The following is a 15,361-nucleotide window of genomic DNA, read 5'->3' on the forward strand; positions in this document are numbered from 1 at the left end:
AGAAACGTATGTTCTGGCGCGGCGTCTGGGGCTATCTGCCGGCCCAGATCGTTCAGGGCGTGGTCGGCTTCCTGACCATCGTCGTCTTCACCCGCCTGCTCAGCCCCGAGGATTTCGGCCGCTACGCCCTGGCCTTTTCGGTCACCAGCCTGGCCCATACCGTCAGCTTCAGCTGGCTGGAGGCGGCCATGGCCCGCTTCTGGGCGGCCGAGCGCACGCCGGGCGGCCTGGCGACCCATTTCGCCAGCCTGTACCGCACCTCCTTCGCCGTCATCGCCGTCTTCACGCCCGTCGCCGCCCTCGTCGTCTGGCTTCTGCCCCTAAGCCCGGCCTTCAAAATGGCCCTGGCCTTCGGCTTGGCCGGAGCGCCCATCCGCAACCTGGCCAAGCTGGCGCAGGAGCGGTATCGCGCGGCCGGCGAGGTGTCCAAGGCCGCAACCGTCGACATGGCCGTCGCCGTCCTGGGCTTTCTGGTCGGGGCCGGGTTCGCCCTGGCCGGCGCGGGCGCCGCCTCGCCCATGCTGGGGCTGATGATCGCCCCCCTGTTCGCCCTGCCCTTCATCCTGCCGGGCGAACTGCGCCAGTCGGCCGGCGGAACCGTGGATCGTGCGCGGCTGAAGGCCTACGCCGCCTACGGCTATCCCATCGCGGCGTCGCTGACCCTGGCCCTGGTCCTGGCCTCGACCGACCGGTTCCTGTTGGCGGCCTTCCTGGATGCGGCGGCGGTCGGCGCCTATCACGCCAGCTACAGCCTGGCGAACCGCACCCTGGACGTGATGTTCATCTGGCTGGGCGCGGCCGGCGCCCCGGCCATGGTCATGGCGCTGGAGCGCGGCGGTCGCGAGGCCCTGCGTCACACGGCCCTGGAACAGGGTTCGACCCTGATCCTGATCGGCCTGCCCGCCGCCGTTGGCCTGGCCCTGGTGGCCCGCCCTCTGGCCGAGCTGATGATCGGGCCCGAACTGCGCGTCGCCGCCGCCCTGGTCACCCCCTGGATTGCGGCCTCGGCCTTTCTGTCCGGCATTGTCACCTACTATTTCGGCTTCGGCTTCACCCTGGGCAAGAAGACCGGCCTGCTGCTGGTCACCATGGCCGTCCCCGCCGTCGCCAACGTCGTCCTGAACCTGGTGCTGATCCCCCGGCTGGGCGTGCTGGGCGCCGCCGTCGCCACGGCCCTCAGCTTCGCCATAGGCCTGGTCGCCTGTCTGCTCATAAGCCGCCGCGCCATCGCCCTGCCCATTCCGTGGGAGGCCCTGGTCCGTTGCGGCCTGGCCTCGACCGGCATGGCCCTGGTGGTCTGGCGCCTTCCGCCGCTGGGCGGTTTCATCGAACTGATGCTGGACGCGAGCGTCGGCGGACTGGTCTATGCGGCCCTGGCGCTGACGCTGAACGCCGCAGGGGTGCGCGACGTGCTGAACCGACTGATCAAGGCCCGACGGAGCGCGACGGCATGAGCGGCTCCCGCGCCGATATCCACGACAACCCCGGCTGGGTCGGCGCCCGGCCGGAACTGTCTGTGCTGATCCCCTTCCTGGGCGACGATCCCGCCCCCCTGCTGCGCCGGCTGGATACGGAAGGCGCCGCCGTCGCCGGCCGGGTCGAACTGATCCTGCTGGACGACGGCACGGGCGACCCTGGTTTGACCGCCCGGCTGAAGGCGGCGCTGGACGCCCTGGCCCTGCCCGCCCGCCTCGTCACCCTGTCCGCCAACGAAGGCCGGGCGCGCGGACGCAACCGACTGACCATCGCCGCCCGCGCCGGCGCCTGGCTGTTCCTCGACAGCGACATGAAGCCCGACAGCCCGCGCTTTCTCCAGACCTGGATCGAGCTGATCGCGCGCGACGACCCGGCCGTGGCCTTCGGCGGCTTTTCGCTGAAACAGGCGCCGCGCGACCGCCGATTCGCCGTCCATCGCGCCCTGTCCAGCGCCAGTGAATGCGTTCGCGCCGCCCAGCGCGCCAGAACGCCCGAGAAATACGTCTACACCTCCAATCTTTTGGTGCGCCGCGACGTCTTCGCCGTCGAATCCTTCGACCCTGGCTTCACCGGCTGGGGGTGGGAGGATGTCGAATGGGCCATGCGGGTCGCCCGCCGGTTCCAGGTGGTCCACATCGACAATCCCGCCACCCATATGGGCCTGGACACGGTGCCGGACCTGGCGCGAAAGTTCGACCAGGGCGCCGCCAACTTCGCCCGCGTCGTCGCCCTGCACCCCGAGATTGTCCAGACCTACCCCAGCTACAAGGCCGCCCGCGCCCTGAAACGCCTGCCGTCCCTGCCCCTGATCCGTCGCATGGCCAGAAGCGCGGCCCTGTCGCCTCTGTTGCCGCCCCGCACCCGCGCCTTCGCCCTGCGCCTGTACCGGGCGGCCGTCTATGCGGACGCGATCTGATGCGGGACGTCGCCGTCCTCATCCCCACCCTGCGCCGCCCCGCCACGCTGGAGCGCGCCCTGCGCTCGGTCTTCGCCCAGGTCGGGTCGCTGGACCGGATCGCCGCCGTGGTCGTCGCCGACAATGATCCCGACGGTTCGGCCTCGGCCGTGGTCGAGCGGCTGCGAGCCGAGGCGCCGGTTCCCTTGATCTACGCCCACGCGCCCGTCCCCGGCGTCGCCACCGCCCGCAATGTCGGTCTGGCCGCCACCGACGCCCCCCTGATCGCCTTTCTGGATGACGACGAGGCCGCCTCTCCCGGCTGGCTGGCCGCCCTGTTGCAGGCCCAGGCCCAGACCGGGGCCGACGTCCTGTTCGGCCCGATCCGGGGCCGCGTGCCCGAGGGCACGGGTTGGACCACCGCCTATCTGGAGCGGTTCTTTGGCCGCGACGGCCCGGCTGAGACCGGCCTGACCGACCAGATCCACGGGTGCGGCAACAGCCTGATGGTCCGCGCCACGGCCCTGCCCGGCGACGCCCCTTTCGACACGGCCATGAACGAGACCGGAGGCGAGGACGACCGCCTGTTCACCGCCCTGCAGGCGCGCGGCGGCCGGTTCGGCTGGGCCGCCGACGCCTGGGTGGACGAGTTCGCGCCCCCCGACCGCGCCACCCTGAACTACGCCCTGCTGCGCGCCTTCGCCTATGGCCAGAGCCCCAGCCAGATGGCCGCCGCCCGCCGCGACTGGCCTGGCGTCTCCCGCTGGATGCTGATCGGCGCCGCCCAGGCCGCCGTCTGGGGACTTGCGTCCCTGACCCTCGCCCTGCTCCGCCGCCCCGCCCGCGCCGAAACCTTGGACCGCATGGCGCGCGGCTTGGGCAAGGTCTTCTGGACAAAGGGGTTCGAGCCGAAGCTCTACGGCGCGGCCATGCTTCGCAAAGCCGCTTAACCCGCCAGCCGGGACAGGAATTTGGGCGGCTTATAGGTCGAACGGTTCATGACCACCCCGGCGATACGACCGCCGACAGCCTCGATCTCGTCGCGCAGGATCATCGGGGCGCTCGCGCTCGCCCCGCCGGCCGCGACCACCAGAACCGTCATGTCGACGAAGGGCGCCAGGATGATCGCCATGTCGTTGCGGTCCGCCGCCGGGCTGTCGATGACGATGGTGTCGGCGTGCGGCCTCAGGGCGTCCCAGTAGCGCGGCTCTCCCACCGCCTCGATGCGGTGCCCCGAGCGCAGGGCCTCCATGTGAAACCGCGTCGTCCACAGCCGTCCGCCCAGGCAGGGCCGCGCGGTCAGCAGGCGCGCCGGCGGAACCGGCTTGCCGTCCCGCCCCGTCGGCGCCGGCGTGACCGCGAAGAAGCTGGAGCCGTCGGGCGAGGCCTGGGCCGGCTTGCCTAGCTGCCCGAACCGGTCCGGTTCGGCGGCGATGGCTTCAAGCTGCCCTTGCTGCGCCAGATCGCCGTCCACCAACCAGACCGGCTTTCGCGCCCGCACGGCGGCCAGCCGGGCGTATTCGCGCGTGACCGTCGAGACGCCTTCGCCGGTCGTGGCGGCGGCGAACTGGATCACCCGGGCGCGATGCGCCGGGGCCGGCCCCAGCGCCGCCCACAGACCGGCCATTTCGGACGTCAGATCGACCATCGAATCGCTACGCGCGCTCCACCACGCGCCACAGTATCATGGCCGCCCGCCCAAGCCCCACCGACCTAGTGCGCCTTGGCGGGGGCGACCGCCAGGACCGGCACGTCCAGAGTACGGCGCACCGAGTCGGGCGTCGAAAATCCCCGCCGCGTGAAAATCCTCAGCAGGCCGATGCACAGGGCGGTGAAGGCGGCGAACAGGAAGACGGCGGCCAGGGCCGGCGCCTTCAGGCTCTTGCCCGTCGCCGGCGGCTGGGCCCGCTCGATGACGGTGACGTTGTCGGCGCCGGCCGCCACCAGGGCGTTGTCCGCTCGGCTCTGGCTTTCGCGCTGCTGGAACTCGCGGATATTGGCGGTCAGGACCTCGCGATTGCCCGCCAGGGTCGCATTCTCGGACTCCAGAGCCGTCAGCCGCGCCTGCCGCGACCGGATGTCCGAGAGCTGCCGATCCAGCGCCGCCAACCGGGCCGCCAGGGCGTCACGGTCGGCCTGGGTGTTGATTCGGGTCGTCTCCAGCTCGGTCCAGACCGGGTTGGGTCCGGTACGAACCTCCTTAGGCCCGACCGCCGTCCCGCTGGCGACATAGGCTTGCAGCTGGGCGATCCGCGCCTCGATGTCCTTCACCGGCTGGGCGTCGGGCTGATAGCGCGACAGCAGCTGCTGGCGTTCGGTGCGCAGTTGCAGCACCTGATCCTGGGCCGAGATGTTCAGGTCCTGCTGCAGGGCGACCTCGGCCGGCGTACTGGCCTGCAGCGCCACGAGCGTGCTCAGCCTCTGGCTGGTCTGGTTCAACTGGCTCTGCGTCGCCATCCGATCGGCGAAGGTCGTCTGATAGGTCGCCGCCAAGGTGGCCTTGGCGGCGGCGAAGTCGCCGATGTCGTTCGACGTCAGAAACTGCTCATAGGCCCGGTCCGCGGCGTTCAGATCCTCTTCAAACGCAAGGCGCTGGCTGGCGATGGCCGGGGTCTTGTCCTGAAAGACTTCGCGACGATAGGCCAGATACTGATCGATCACGCTGTTCAGGATGCGGGCCGCCTGCTGAGGATTATCCGCCTTGTAGCTGACGCGGATGACCGCGCTGCCCGGCGCCGTCGCGACTTGCAGACTGGAGCCCAGCACCTTGCTGGCCGCCGCCTTCGACTTTTCCGGCGCGCCCTTGGGCGCCCTGCCCAAAATGACCTGGGGCCCCAAGGCGTCGATGACGCGCTGGCGCACCTGGCCCGAACTGAGGATGGCCGCTTCGGAATTCGCCACCTCGTCGCCCTGCGGCGCCTGCCCCCGTTCGGCCGTGCCCACACGGGGTTGATAGACATATTCCTGGCCGACGCCTGCGAAGACGGCGCCCTGGGCCGTATAGGTCTTCTTCAGGGTGAAGACGGCGGCGGCTCCCAGGGCGAAGATCAGCAGGAAGACGACGACCATCAAGAGCAGTTCGCGGAACAGCAGTCCGACGACGTCCAGCACGCCGTAGCGCGGTCGGGTCGTGACATAGGCCGTCGAACGCATGGCGAGCGAATCCAGGAAACTCTTGATCGACGCAACCTTTCGCTGACCGGCGTTAACCATCGGTTACCCATAAGGGGCGAGGCTGTGATCCATCCTCTTTCCCGGCGGACCAACCGATTCCATGACGTCAGATCGCCGACTGTTCCTGCTGGCCCTCGGATCGGCCGCCGCCACCCTGGCGGCATGCGGCGGCGGGGCTGCGGGCCGAATGCCCCGCCCCAGCGACCGCGCGCAAAGGATCCAGCCTTCCAGCCGCGGGGATTTTCCCAACATCCCCTTCGCCGACTGGACCGACGAAGAGCCAGAATATCTGCTTTATCCCGGCGATGAGATCGAGGTGGCCCTGCCCACCGCCGCCGAACTGACGCGAACGCTGAAGGTCGGACCGGACGGCCGCGTCGCCCTGCCCCTGATCGGTCAGGTCATGGCGGCGGATCGGAGTCTCTCTGAGCTGGAACAGGCGGTGTCTGCGGCCTATGGGTCGCAACTGCTGCGCCCGACGGTGGAGGTGACCCTGCGCCAGGCCGGGCCCATTCGGGTCTGGGTGGATGGCGAGGTCCGCACGCCGGGCGTGATCGAAATGGTCGGAGACCTGGACGCGCACCAGGCCGTCATTCAGGCAGGCGGCCTGCTGCCCACAGGCAAGGCGGAACGGGCGGCCCTGATCCGGCGCGGCCCTGGCGGCGCGCGCATGATGCGGGTGATCGATCTGCGTCCCCGGCGGGGCGAGGTCGTCGCCCTGAGGCGCGGCGACATCATCTTCGTGCCGCGTTCGACCCTTGGCGAACTCGCCGCCTTCTTCACCCAGGTGCGCTCGGCCATGCCGATCGGCTTCAGCTATTCGATCAACGGCTCGAACGGCGCGGGTTACGCCAGCTTCTGAGGCGTAAGCGTCTCTGCGGTCAGGCGACCAGACGAACCACGCCGGTGTCGATGTAACGGCGCGCCGCCTTCTGGGCCTCGGCGATCTCTTCGCGATCCATCTCCTGGCTCATCTCGCGGCGGTAAACGCGCGCCTCGATCGAACCCTTCATGGCCGCCAAGTTGAAGATCATGTGGGCCGAGACCCGGTCCATCGGACAGCCGCCCGATCCGGCCGAATACATCATGCCCAGCTTGAACAGCTCGTCGCCCGACATGTCGGCAGTCGGCAGGGGCAGTTCATCCGTCTGCGCGCCGGCCGCCAGGTCGTGCGCCATTTCTTGCGCTTGCATCACCACATCTCCTGAACGAACGCCCTTCTGGGTCCGTCTCTGATGACGCATCAAATACCGCTGGTTTGAAGTTAAAGTTAACGCCGAAAGCCCGTGCAGGACTTTTCAGTAAAGCGAGAATGAATACTCCAGCCTCGATTCATAAATCCGAAATCGTTCGGAAACCTGTCGTTTACGCGGGGCGCGCTCGCTGGCCGAAGAGGATAGCCCGCGCCGCTTCGGCGGCCTTTCCAGACCCGCCGGCGTTTCCGCGCCGGTCTTCCAGCACCGCCCTGCCCGCCCTGACAGCCGGCCGGGCGCCGACCCGCTCAAGCCAAGCCGCCAGACGGGGGAACTCGGCCAGATCCTGACCTTGGAGACTGGGCAGTATCCAGGGCCAGGCGGCCATGTCGGCGATGGAATAGTCTCCGGCCAGATAGTCTCGATCCCGCAGGCGGCGATCCATGACGCCATAGAGACGATGGGTCTCGTTCGTATAGCGCCGGACGCCGTAGGCGATCTGGCGCTGATCCTTGATCATGGCCGGAGCATACTGGCGGAAATGATGGGTCTGTCCGGCCATCGGCCCGAGGCCGCCGACCTGCCAGAACAGCCATTGATCGACCTCTACCCGCGCTCGTGTCTCGGTCGGATAGAAGAGACCCGACTTGTTTCCCAGGTACTGGAGGATGGCGCCGGATTCGAAGATCGAGATCGGCGCGCCGCCGGGTCCGTCCGGATCGACGATGGCCGGCATCCGACCGTTGGGGCTGATCGCCTGGAAGGCCGGCTCGAACTGTTCGCCGACGCCGATGTTCACAGGCCTGACCTCATAGGCCAGGCCGATCTCCTCGAGCGCGATGGAGACCTTCCACCCATTGGGGGTGGGCCAGTACCAGAGCTGGATCGGCGCGTTCATTAGACGATCTCCATTGAGCCTTGCGGACATCTGGGTCGGCAGCCTCGCCTGCGCAACGTCCGCTCGATTAATCCTGACACGGTCATTCAGGAGGCGTTCAGACGCAAAGCCGGACTTTGACGTCATTAACGGGTGCTTTCGTCCTCTCGGCGGAAGGCCCAGATTGGAGCACGCTGATGAAACGCCTCACCAAGGCCGCCGTCGTCGCCCTCGCCCTCTCCGCTACCGCCGTTCCGATGATGGCCCAGGCGCAGAGCCGCGACGACCGGCGCGAATATCGCCAAGACCGCCGGGACGACCGCCGCGACTATCGCAACGAACGCCGCGACGATCGACGTGACTGGCGTCAGGGCGAATACCGGGATCGCCAGGAATACCGCCACGATCGCCGCGATGACCGCCGCGATTATCGCGTCGAACGCCGGGATGATCGTCGCGACTGGCGTAACGACCGCTGGGACCGCAACAATCGCGACTGGTGGCGAGGTCGGTCCGAGTTCCGCGGCTACAACGGGCCTCGGTCGGGCTACTGGTACGCCCCCAGCTACGGCTACTACCGCGTCGAGCCGCGCTACTACGGCTATCGGTGGCGGACCGGCGCCTATCTGCCGTCCCGGTATCGGACCTACTATGTCCGCGACCCCTATTTCTACGGCCTGCGTCCGGCGCCGCACGGCTATCGCTACGTCCATGCCGGCAGCGACATTCTGCTGGTCGCCGTCGCGACGGGTCTGATCGCCAGCGTCCTTTCGAACGTCTATTGATCCGACCCGGGGCTGAAGCGCGGTTCGAATGAAGAAGGCCCGGAGAGCGATCTCCGGGCCTTTTTTCAGAGGTTCCGTCAGACGGGGCGGAGGCGGAGGTCAAAGCCCCAGCTTGGCCTTCAGGATGTCGTTGACGGCGGCCGGATTGGCCTTGCCGCCCGTGGCCTTCATGACCTGGCCGACGAACCAGCCGAGAGCCTGAGGCTTTTCGGCGACGGCGGCGGCCTTGTCCGGATTGGCGGCGATGATCTCGTCGACCGCCTTCTCGATGGCGCCGGTGTCGGTCACCTGCTTCAGGCCGTGCTTCTCCACCACCTCGGCCGGCGAGCCTTCGCCGTTCCAGACGTGGTCGAACACCTCCTTGGCGATCTTGGAGGAGATGACGTTGGTCTCGATCAGTTCGACCAGCTGGGCCACATGGGCGGCCGGCAGCGGGTTCTCGCTGAAGTCCTTGCCGTCGGCGGCCAGACGCGCCGAGACCTCGTTCGTCACCCAGTTGGCGACAAGCTTGGCGTCGCGACCCTTCGCGGCGACCTCGAAATAGTCGGCCTTGGCCTGTTCCGAGATCAGCACGATGGCGTCGTACTGGGACAGGCCGTACTGGCTCATCAGACGTTTGCGCTTGTCGTCCGGCAGTTCGGGCAGGGACGCCTTGATCTCGGCGATCCAGGCCTCTTCCAGGTCCAGCGGCAGCAGGTCGGGGTCGGGGAAGTAGCGGTAGTCCTGCGCCTCTTCCTTGGAGCGCATCGACCGCGTTTCGCCCTTCACCGGATCGAACAGGCGGGTTTCCTGAATGATCGAACCGCCGTCCTCGAGGATCTCGATCTGGCGGCGCGCCTCGTACTGGATCGCCTGGGAGATGAAGCGGAACGAGTTGACGTTCTTGATCTCGCAGCGCGTGCCCAGGAAGCTGAAGTCGCCCGTGGCCTTGAACTTCTCATAGTTGCCGGCGCGGCAGACCGAGACGTTCACGTCGGCGCGGAGGTTGCCCTTCTCCATGTCGCCGTCGCAGGTGCCTAGATAGACCAGGATGGTCCGGATCTTCTTGACGTAGGCGACCGCCTCTTCCGGCGTGCGCAGGTCAGGCCGCGAGACGATCTCCATCAGGGCCGTGCCGGCCCGGTTCAGGTCGACATAGCTCTCGGTCGGCGACAGGTCGTGGATCAGCTTGCCCGCATCCTGCTCAAGGTGCAGCCGCTCGATGCCGACGTTGAAGAAGCTGCCGTCCTCGGCCTCCACCTCGACCACGCCTTCGCCGACGATGGGGTAATAGAGCTGGCTGATCTGATAGCCCGTCGGCAGGTCGGGGTAGAAGTAGTTCTTGCGGTCGAACTGGCTGCGCTTGTTGATCTGCGCACGCAGGCCCAGACCGGTCTTCACCGCCTGTTCGACGCAGTGCTTGTTCAGGGTCGGCAGCATGCCGGGGAAGCCGGCGTCCACCAGCGAGACCTGTTCGTTCGGCCCCGCGCCGAAGCCGACGGCGGCGCCGGAGAAGAGCTTGGCCTTGGAGGCCACCTGGGCGTGGATCTCCAGCCCCATGACGATTTCCCAATCGCCGGTGCGGCCCTTGATGGTTTTCGGGTTCGGAACAGTGTCGGTCATGGGGTCGTCCTAGCGCCGTCGGCGGCGGCGAGAAAGAGGCTGTCTTGAGGGTGTCGCGAAATCGCGCTCAACTTCGGTCGCCTCAATGGAGAATCCCATGTCCAAGACCCTGATCGCCGCCGCTGCGGCCTCCCTGCTGCTGGTCGGCGCCGCCTCGGCGCAGACCGCGCCGGCTACGGCCCCGGCCCCGGCCCCGGCCCAAGACCATGCTCATGCCGAGCATCACGCCCATCCGACCATCGACAGCCCGATCGAGGCCCTGGTGAACGATCCGGCGACCAAGGCCGTGCTGGAGAAGCACCTGCCCGGCATGGACAAGCATCCCGCCTATGGCCAGTTCAAGGGCATGAGCCTGCGCCAGCTGGCCCCCTACTCCCAGGGTGCCATCACCGACGAGAAGATCGCGGCCATCGACGCCGACCTGAAGGCGCTGCCGGCGGCCTGATTTTCCCCTCTCCCGGAGGGAGAGGGAGGGGCCCGCGCCGCAGGCGTGGGAGGGTGAGGGACAGACTGCGGCCGTCAATAGCATGGTCTTCCCTCACCCAAGCCTTTCGGCCGCCTTCTCCCTCCGGGGGATAGGGCCGCAACCATGACGAGACAAGAGCGAACGGATCGGGCGCGGACGCTGAGACAGACGTCCGGTCTGGCGGAACGACGTGCCTGGTCTCTGTTGCGCGGCGGGCGGTGCGACGGGTTCAAGTTCCGTCGGCAGCATCCGATCGATCGCTACTGTGCGGACTTCGCCTGCGAGGCGCTGAGGCTGGTCATCGAACTGGATGGCCCGGTCCATGAGCGGGACGAGGTAGTGCTGAACGACCATTATCGCCAGCTGGACATCGAAGCGCTGGGGTGGGTCGTCATAAGGTTTACCAATGCTCAGGCCCTGGGGGAGCCGCATCAGATCACCGATGCGGTCCGCGATCATGCGAGACGGGTGAGGTCGGTCCCTCACCCTCCCACTCAACTGCGTTGAGCGGGCCCCTCCCTCTCCCTCCGGGAGAGGGAAAGATCAGTTCACCACCACTGACCCGGCTTGGCCGTGAAGCCCGCCGCCCGTTCCAGCGCCGCGCCGACCTGGAAGACGGTCGCCTCGTCCAGGGCCTTGCCGATGACCTGGAGGCCCAGCGGGAGGCCGTTGGAATCGACGCCGGCGGGGACCGAAATGCCCGGCAGGCCGGCCAGGTTGGTCGTCACCGTGAAGACGTCGTTCAGATACATGGTCAGGGGATCGATCTGCTTGTCCCCCAGGGCGAAGGCGGCCGACGGGGTCGAGGGGGTCAGGATGGCGTCCACCCGGCCCCAGACATTGTCGAAGTCCTCGGCTATGCGGCGACGGACCTTCAGCGCCTTGACGTAGTAGGCGTCGTAGAAGCCGGCCGACAGCACATAGGCGCCGATGGTCAGGCGACGCTGGACCTCCTTGCCGAACCCTTCCGCGCGCGAGGCGGCGTAGAGGTCGTCCAGGGACTTGAAGTCATCCGCCCGGTGCCCGAACCGCATGCCGTCATAACGGGCCAGGTTGGACGAGGCCTCGGCCGGGGCGACGATATAGTAGGTCGGCAGGGCGTACTTCGTGTGCGGCAGGCTGATGTCCACGATCTCGCAGCCGGCGTCCTTCAGCCAGGCCACGCCCTGGTCCCACAGGGCCTGGATCTCGGCGGGCATGCCGTCCACCACATATTCGCGCGGCACGCCGATGCGCAGGCCCTTGACCGACTGGCCGACCGAAGCGGTCCAGTCGGGCGTCGGGACGTCCAGACTGGTCGAATCCTTAGCGTCGAACGAGCACATGGATTGCAGCAGCAGGGCCGCGTCCTCGACCGTCTTGGTGATCGGGCCGGCCTGGTCCAGCGAACTGGCGAAGGCCACCATGCCGAAGCGGCTGGCGCGGCCATAGGTGGGCTTGATCCCGACCGTGCCGGTGAAGGCCGCAGGCTGGCGGATCGAACCGCCGGTGTCGGAGGCGGTCGCGGCCAGGCACAGGTCGGCGGCGACGGCCGAGGCCGAACCGCCCGAGGATCCGCCCGGCGTCAGATCGGCGTTGGAGCCGGTCGATTTCCACGGGTTCTTGACCGGACCGAAGGCCGAGGTCTCGTTGGACGAGCCCATGGCGAACTCGTCCATGTTCAGCTTGCCCAGCATGACCGCCCCGTCGCGCCACAGATTGGCGGTGACGGTCGATTCATAGGGCGGCACGAAGCCGCGCAGCATGTTGGAGCCGGCCGTGGTCTGGACGCCCTCGGTGCAGAACAGGTCCTTGACGCCCAGGGGGGCGCCTTCCAGCACCCCGGCTTCGCCGGCCGCGATGCGGGCGTCGGAGGCGCGGGCCATGTCCATGGCCTTGTCCGCCGTCACCTCGACATAGGCGTTCAGCGTCGGATTGGCGGCCTCGATAGAGGTCAGGAAGGCCTGGGTGATTTCGGCCGAGGAAAAGTCCTTGGCCTTCAGGCCGTCGACGGCGGCCTTCAGGGTCAGTTTGGTCAGGTCGCTCATGATTATTCGACCACCTTGGGCACGACGAAGAAGCCGTCGGCGGACTTCGGGGCGTTGGACAGGACGGCGTCGATCTTGCCGCCGTCGGTGACCACGTCCTCGCGCAGGCGCAGGGGCTGGGCGACGTTCGAGGTCATGGGCTCGACGCCGTCGACATCGACCTCGTTCAGCTGCTCGATCCACTGCAGGATGCCGTTCAGCTCCTGGGCCAGCGGCTCCAGCCGATCCTCGGGGGTCTTGATGCGGGCGAGATGCGCGACCTTGCGCACCGTCGCAGCGTCGATGGCCATGCGGCCCTCCAATGCGCGTCGATAGGGAATGTATCGGCGGATTAGCCTTCCGACCTCGGATTCACAAGGTGACGCCTTTGACTTCCGCAGGATTGCGGCCTACCGCCCGGCCGTGCCTGTTCTCGACCTCCTCGACCTGCCCGCCACCTGCCCGCCCGAGACCCCGTGGATGGGGCTGGATCTGGGCGAGAAGACCGTTGGGGTGGCCGTGTCGGACGCCACGCGCCTGATCGCCTCGCCGCTGGAGCTGATCCGCAAGTCCAAGTTCACGCATGAAGCCGAACAGCTGTTCAAGCTGATGGCCCATCGCAAGGTCTCGGCCCTGGTGATCGGCCTGCCGGTCAATATGGACGGGACTGAAGGGCCGCGCGCCCAGTCGTGCCGCGCCTTCGCCCGCAATCTGGAGCGGCTGCGGCCCATCAACGTCGCCTTCTGGGACGAGCGGCTGTCCACCAGCGCGGTCGAGCGGTTCCTGATCGAGGACCTGGACCTGAACCGCAAGCGCCGGGCCGAGGTCGTGGACCGCACAGCCGCCGCCTGGATTCTGCAAGGCGCGCTGGACCGGGTGCGGGATCAGGCGAGCTGGATTTGACCGGCCTGATCGCCGGCGTCCTGCCGGTCTTTCTAATGATCGCCCTGGGCTACGGCTTGCGAAAGTCCGGCTTCCTGCCGGACGAGGCCTGGCGGCCGATCGAGAAGCTGTCGATCAATATCTTCTACCCCAGCTTCCTGATCCCGGCGATCTGGCACGCGGACCTGGCCGGCGGCGGGGCGACGGTGGCGGGGGCGGCGGCGGTCGGGGCGACCCTGATCGTGGCGGCGGCCACCTATGCGGCCAAGCCCCTGATCCCGCTGGACGGGCCGGCCTACACCAGCGTGTTCCAGGGGGTGATCCGCTGGAACAGCTTCGTCTTCGTGCCGGTGATCCAGTCGGTCTACGGCTCGACCGGGACGGCCATGGCGGCGGTGGCCATCGCCTTCATCATTCCGGTGACCAATATCACCTGTGTGGCGGTTCTGGCCAAATGGGGAGCGCTGAAGCGCGAGCCCTCGGTGCTGGGGCTGGCGAAGTCGATGATCGTCAATCCGATCCTGCTGGCCTGTCTGATCGGCCTGGGGCTGAACCTGCTGCGGGTCCCGCTGATCCCCGGCCTGTCGGACGCGATGGACCTGTTGGGCGTGGCCGCCCTGCCCCTGGGCCTGATCGTCGCCGGGGCGGGGTTGTCCTTCGCCGAGGTCAGGCGCCGCCAGGGGACCATCGCCGCCGTGACCCTGGTCAAGCTGGGGGTCATGCCGCCGCTGATGTGGCTGATCGCCTGGGCGCTCGGCGGCGACAGCCTGACCCAGGGGGTGGCCCTGATCTGCGGGGCGGTGCCGGGATCGGCCGCCTCCTATATGCTGGCGCGGCAGATGGGCGGTGATGCGCCCCTGATCGCTGGGATCATCGCCTCGACCACCGTCGGCAGCGCGGTGGTGATTCCGGTGCTTCTGGCCCTGTTCCACTTCGTTTGATCCGCGGCCCGGCCGGCCCCCGGTCTGGCCTTTGCGGCGACTCCCGCCTATAGGCGCGTCTCGATGACCCAGCCCCACGACGTCACCGACCAGACCATTCGAGAGCGGCTGATTCCGTTCCCCAAGGCCCATTTCCTGGCCGCCTCGGATCTGAACCCCTTCGTCACCCCGCAGCTGCTGGACCTGGGCGACGCCTTCGTCGACTTCAATCGCCAGTCGTCCAAGGCCCTGGATCTGCTGCACGGGCGCACGGTCGTGAACCTGTTCTTCGAGAACTCGACCCGCACCAGCTCCTCGTTCGAGATCGCCGCCAAGCGGCTGGGCGCAGACGTCGTCACCATGCCGGTGGCCTCCTCCTCGGTGAAGAAGGGCGAGACCCTGATCGATACCGCGGTGACGCTGAATGCGATGAAGCCGGACATTCTGGTCATCCGCCATTCGGCCTCGGGCGCGGCGGAGCTGCTGAGCCAGAAGGTCGGGTGCGCCGTCGTCAACGCCGGGGACGGCCGGCATGAGCATCCGACCCAAGCCCTGCTGGACCTGCTGTCGATGCGGCGCGCCTTCGGAGACGTGACCAGCCTGACGGTCGCCATCTGCGGCGACATCACCCACAGCCGGGTGGCGCGCTCGAACGTCGCCCTGTTGCAGATGATGGGGGCGCGGGTGCGCCTGATCGGGCCGCCGACCCTGGTGCCCGGCGACGCCGACCGCTGGGGCTGCGAGGTCTTCCACGACATGCGCGAGGGGCTGGCCGGCTGCGACGTGGTCATGATGCTGCGGCTTCAGTTGGAGCGGATGGCCGGCGCCCTGGTGCCCTCGACCCGCGAATATTTCCGCTTCTGGGGTCTGGACCGCGAGAAGCTGGCCTGGGCCAAGCCGGGCGCCCGGGTCATGCACCCCGGGCCGATGAACCGGGGGGTCGAGATCGATTCCGACGTGGCCGACGACCTGGACGTCTCCCTGATCCAGGATCAGGTCGAGATGGGCGTCGCCGCCCGCATGGCCGTGCTGGCCTCCCTGTCGGCCCGTTGGGGGGACAAGTGATGACGACGAACGCTCAAATC

Annotated in this window: 17 protein-coding genes; 10 read left to right on the top strand and 7 right to left on the bottom strand. The window is 68.0% G+C overall.

What is annotated here, in order from left to right; translation table 11 throughout:
- Nucleotides 1-8 precede the first annotated feature (8 nt).
- From AC1RKE_RS01415 to AC1RKE_RS01425, 3 genes are read left to right on the top strand one after another with little or no spacing between them, the layout of a single operon-like run.
- Nucleotides 9-1,454, top strand: coding sequence for a lipopolysaccharide biosynthesis protein (locus tag AC1RKE_RS01415; protein ID WP_348684518.1), 1,446 nt, complete (start codon nucleotides 9-11; stop codon nucleotides 1,452-1,454).
- Complete coding sequence (locus AC1RKE_RS01420) at nucleotides 1,451-2,392, top strand: glycosyltransferase (RefSeq protein WP_395942016.1); 942 nt, start codon at nucleotides 1,451-1,453, stop codon at nucleotides 2,390-2,392. Before AC1RKE_RS01415 ends, AC1RKE_RS01420 begins: the two co-directional genes overlap by 4 nt.
- Nucleotides 2,392-3,321 (top strand): glycosyltransferase family 2 protein, encoded by a 930-nt coding sequence (locus AC1RKE_RS01425; protein ID WP_348685184.1) that lies wholly within the window; start codon nucleotides 2,392-2,394, stop codon nucleotides 3,319-3,321. Before AC1RKE_RS01420 ends, AC1RKE_RS01425 begins: the two co-directional genes overlap by 1 nt.
- Here the strand turns inward: AC1RKE_RS01425 and AC1RKE_RS01430 are convergent.
- Entirely contained in the window at nucleotides 3,318-4,019 is a 702-nt protein-coding gene (locus tag AC1RKE_RS01430; protein ID WP_054766102.1) for a P-loop NTPase family protein, read from the bottom strand. The two genes, AC1RKE_RS01425 and AC1RKE_RS01430, sit on opposite strands and share 4 nt — an antisense overlap.
- A 65-nt stretch (nucleotides 4,020-4,084) precedes the next feature.
- On the bottom strand, nucleotides 4,085-5,524 hold the full coding sequence (locus tag AC1RKE_RS01435) for a GumC family protein (protein ID WP_395942017.1): 1,440 nt from the start codon (nucleotides 5,522-5,524) through the stop codon (nucleotides 4,085-4,087).
- Nucleotides 5,525-5,645: 121 nt separating this feature from the next.
- On the opposite strand from AC1RKE_RS01435, the gene AC1RKE_RS01440 reads away from it, so the two are divergent.
- Nucleotides 5,646-6,407: a polysaccharide biosynthesis/export family protein gene (locus tag AC1RKE_RS01440; RefSeq protein WP_152950593.1), complete on the top strand. Its 762-nt coding sequence runs from the start codon at nucleotides 5,646-5,648 to the stop codon at nucleotides 6,405-6,407.
- A 19-nt stretch (nucleotides 6,408-6,426) separates the two neighbouring features.
- Here AC1RKE_RS01440 and AC1RKE_RS01445 read toward each other — a convergent pair whose 3' ends face one another.
- Both AC1RKE_RS01445 and AC1RKE_RS01450 read right to left on the bottom strand, forming a co-directional pair.
- A complete protein-coding gene (locus AC1RKE_RS01445; RefSeq protein WP_152950594.1) occupies nucleotides 6,427-6,738 on the bottom strand; it encodes a sel1 repeat family protein in 312 nt (103 codons plus the stop codon).
- A gap of 172 nt (nucleotides 6,739-6,910) precedes the next feature.
- Nucleotides 6,911-7,636: a glutathione S-transferase N-terminal domain-containing protein gene (locus tag AC1RKE_RS01450; RefSeq protein WP_348684363.1), complete on the bottom strand. Its 726-nt coding sequence runs from the start codon at nucleotides 7,634-7,636 to the stop codon at nucleotides 6,911-6,913.
- A gap of 176 nt (nucleotides 7,637-7,812) precedes the next feature.
- On the opposite strand from AC1RKE_RS01450, the gene AC1RKE_RS01455 reads away from it, so the two are divergent.
- A complete protein-coding gene (locus tag AC1RKE_RS01455) occupies nucleotides 7,813-8,400 on the top strand; it encodes an RcnB family protein (protein WP_201462814.1) in 588 nt (195 codons plus the stop codon).
- A gap of 99 nt (nucleotides 8,401-8,499) precedes the next feature.
- On the opposite strand, the gene gatB is transcribed toward AC1RKE_RS01455, so the two are convergent.
- Nucleotides 8,500-10,002: an Asp-tRNA(Asn)/Glu-tRNA(Gln) amidotransferase subunit GatB gene (gene gatB / locus AC1RKE_RS01460; RefSeq protein WP_348684362.1), complete on the bottom strand. Its 1,503-nt coding sequence runs from the start codon at nucleotides 10,000-10,002 to the stop codon at nucleotides 8,500-8,502.
- A 97-nt stretch (nucleotides 10,003-10,099) separates the two neighbouring features.
- Between gatB and AC1RKE_RS01465 the strand changes: the two genes are divergently transcribed.
- Together AC1RKE_RS01465 and AC1RKE_RS01470 are read left to right on the top strand one after the other, a co-directional pair.
- Nucleotides 10,100-10,447: a hypothetical protein gene (locus AC1RKE_RS01465; protein WP_348684361.1), complete on the top strand. Its 348-nt coding sequence runs from the start codon at nucleotides 10,100-10,102 to the stop codon at nucleotides 10,445-10,447.
- A 144-nt stretch (nucleotides 10,448-10,591) separates the two neighbouring features.
- Nucleotides 10,592-10,975 carry an endonuclease domain-containing protein gene (locus AC1RKE_RS01470; RefSeq protein WP_191554203.1) on the top strand — a complete coding sequence of 128 codons (384 nt, stop codon included), beginning with the start codon at nucleotides 10,592-10,594 and terminating at the stop codon, nucleotides 10,973-10,975.
- A 41-nt stretch (nucleotides 10,976-11,016) separates the two neighbouring features.
- Here the strand turns inward: AC1RKE_RS01470 and gatA are convergent, their stop codons facing one another.
- Nucleotides 11,017-12,495: an Asp-tRNA(Asn)/Glu-tRNA(Gln) amidotransferase subunit GatA gene (gene gatA / locus AC1RKE_RS01475; protein WP_395942018.1), complete on the bottom strand. Its 1,479-nt coding sequence runs from the start codon at nucleotides 12,493-12,495 to the stop codon at nucleotides 11,017-11,019.
- A 2-nt stretch (nucleotides 12,496-12,497) separates the two neighbouring features.
- Nucleotides 12,498-12,785, bottom strand: a complete 288-nt coding sequence (gatC, locus tag AC1RKE_RS01480) for an Asp-tRNA(Asn)/Glu-tRNA(Gln) amidotransferase subunit GatC (RefSeq protein WP_008261275.1) — start codon at nucleotides 12,783-12,785, stop codon at nucleotides 12,498-12,500.
- Between the two features lie 112 nt (nucleotides 12,786-12,897).
- Here gatC and ruvX point away from each other — a divergent pair, with 112 nt between their 5' ends.
- The 3 genes from ruvX to AC1RKE_RS01495 all read left to right on the top strand — a co-directional run bounded on the left by ruvX (nucleotide 12,898) and on the right by AC1RKE_RS01495 (nucleotide 15,341).
- A complete protein-coding gene (ruvX, locus tag AC1RKE_RS01485) occupies nucleotides 12,898-13,377 on the top strand; it encodes a Holliday junction resolvase RuvX (RefSeq protein ID WP_348685498.1) in 480 nt (159 codons plus the stop codon).
- A complete protein-coding gene (locus tag AC1RKE_RS01490; protein ID WP_395942020.1) occupies nucleotides 13,374-14,297 on the top strand; it encodes an AEC family transporter in 924 nt (307 codons plus the stop codon). Before ruvX ends, AC1RKE_RS01490 begins: the two co-directional genes overlap by 4 nt.
- 63 nt (nucleotides 14,298-14,360) lie before the next feature.
- Nucleotides 14,361-15,341, top strand: coding sequence for an aspartate carbamoyltransferase catalytic subunit (locus AC1RKE_RS01495; RefSeq protein WP_183214727.1), 981 nt, complete (start codon nucleotides 14,361-14,363; stop codon nucleotides 15,339-15,341).
- The last annotated feature ends 20 nt before the right edge of the window (nucleotides 15,342-15,361 follow it).

The organism is Brevundimonas sp. GW822-FHT03E11 (genome assembly GCF_058801445.1).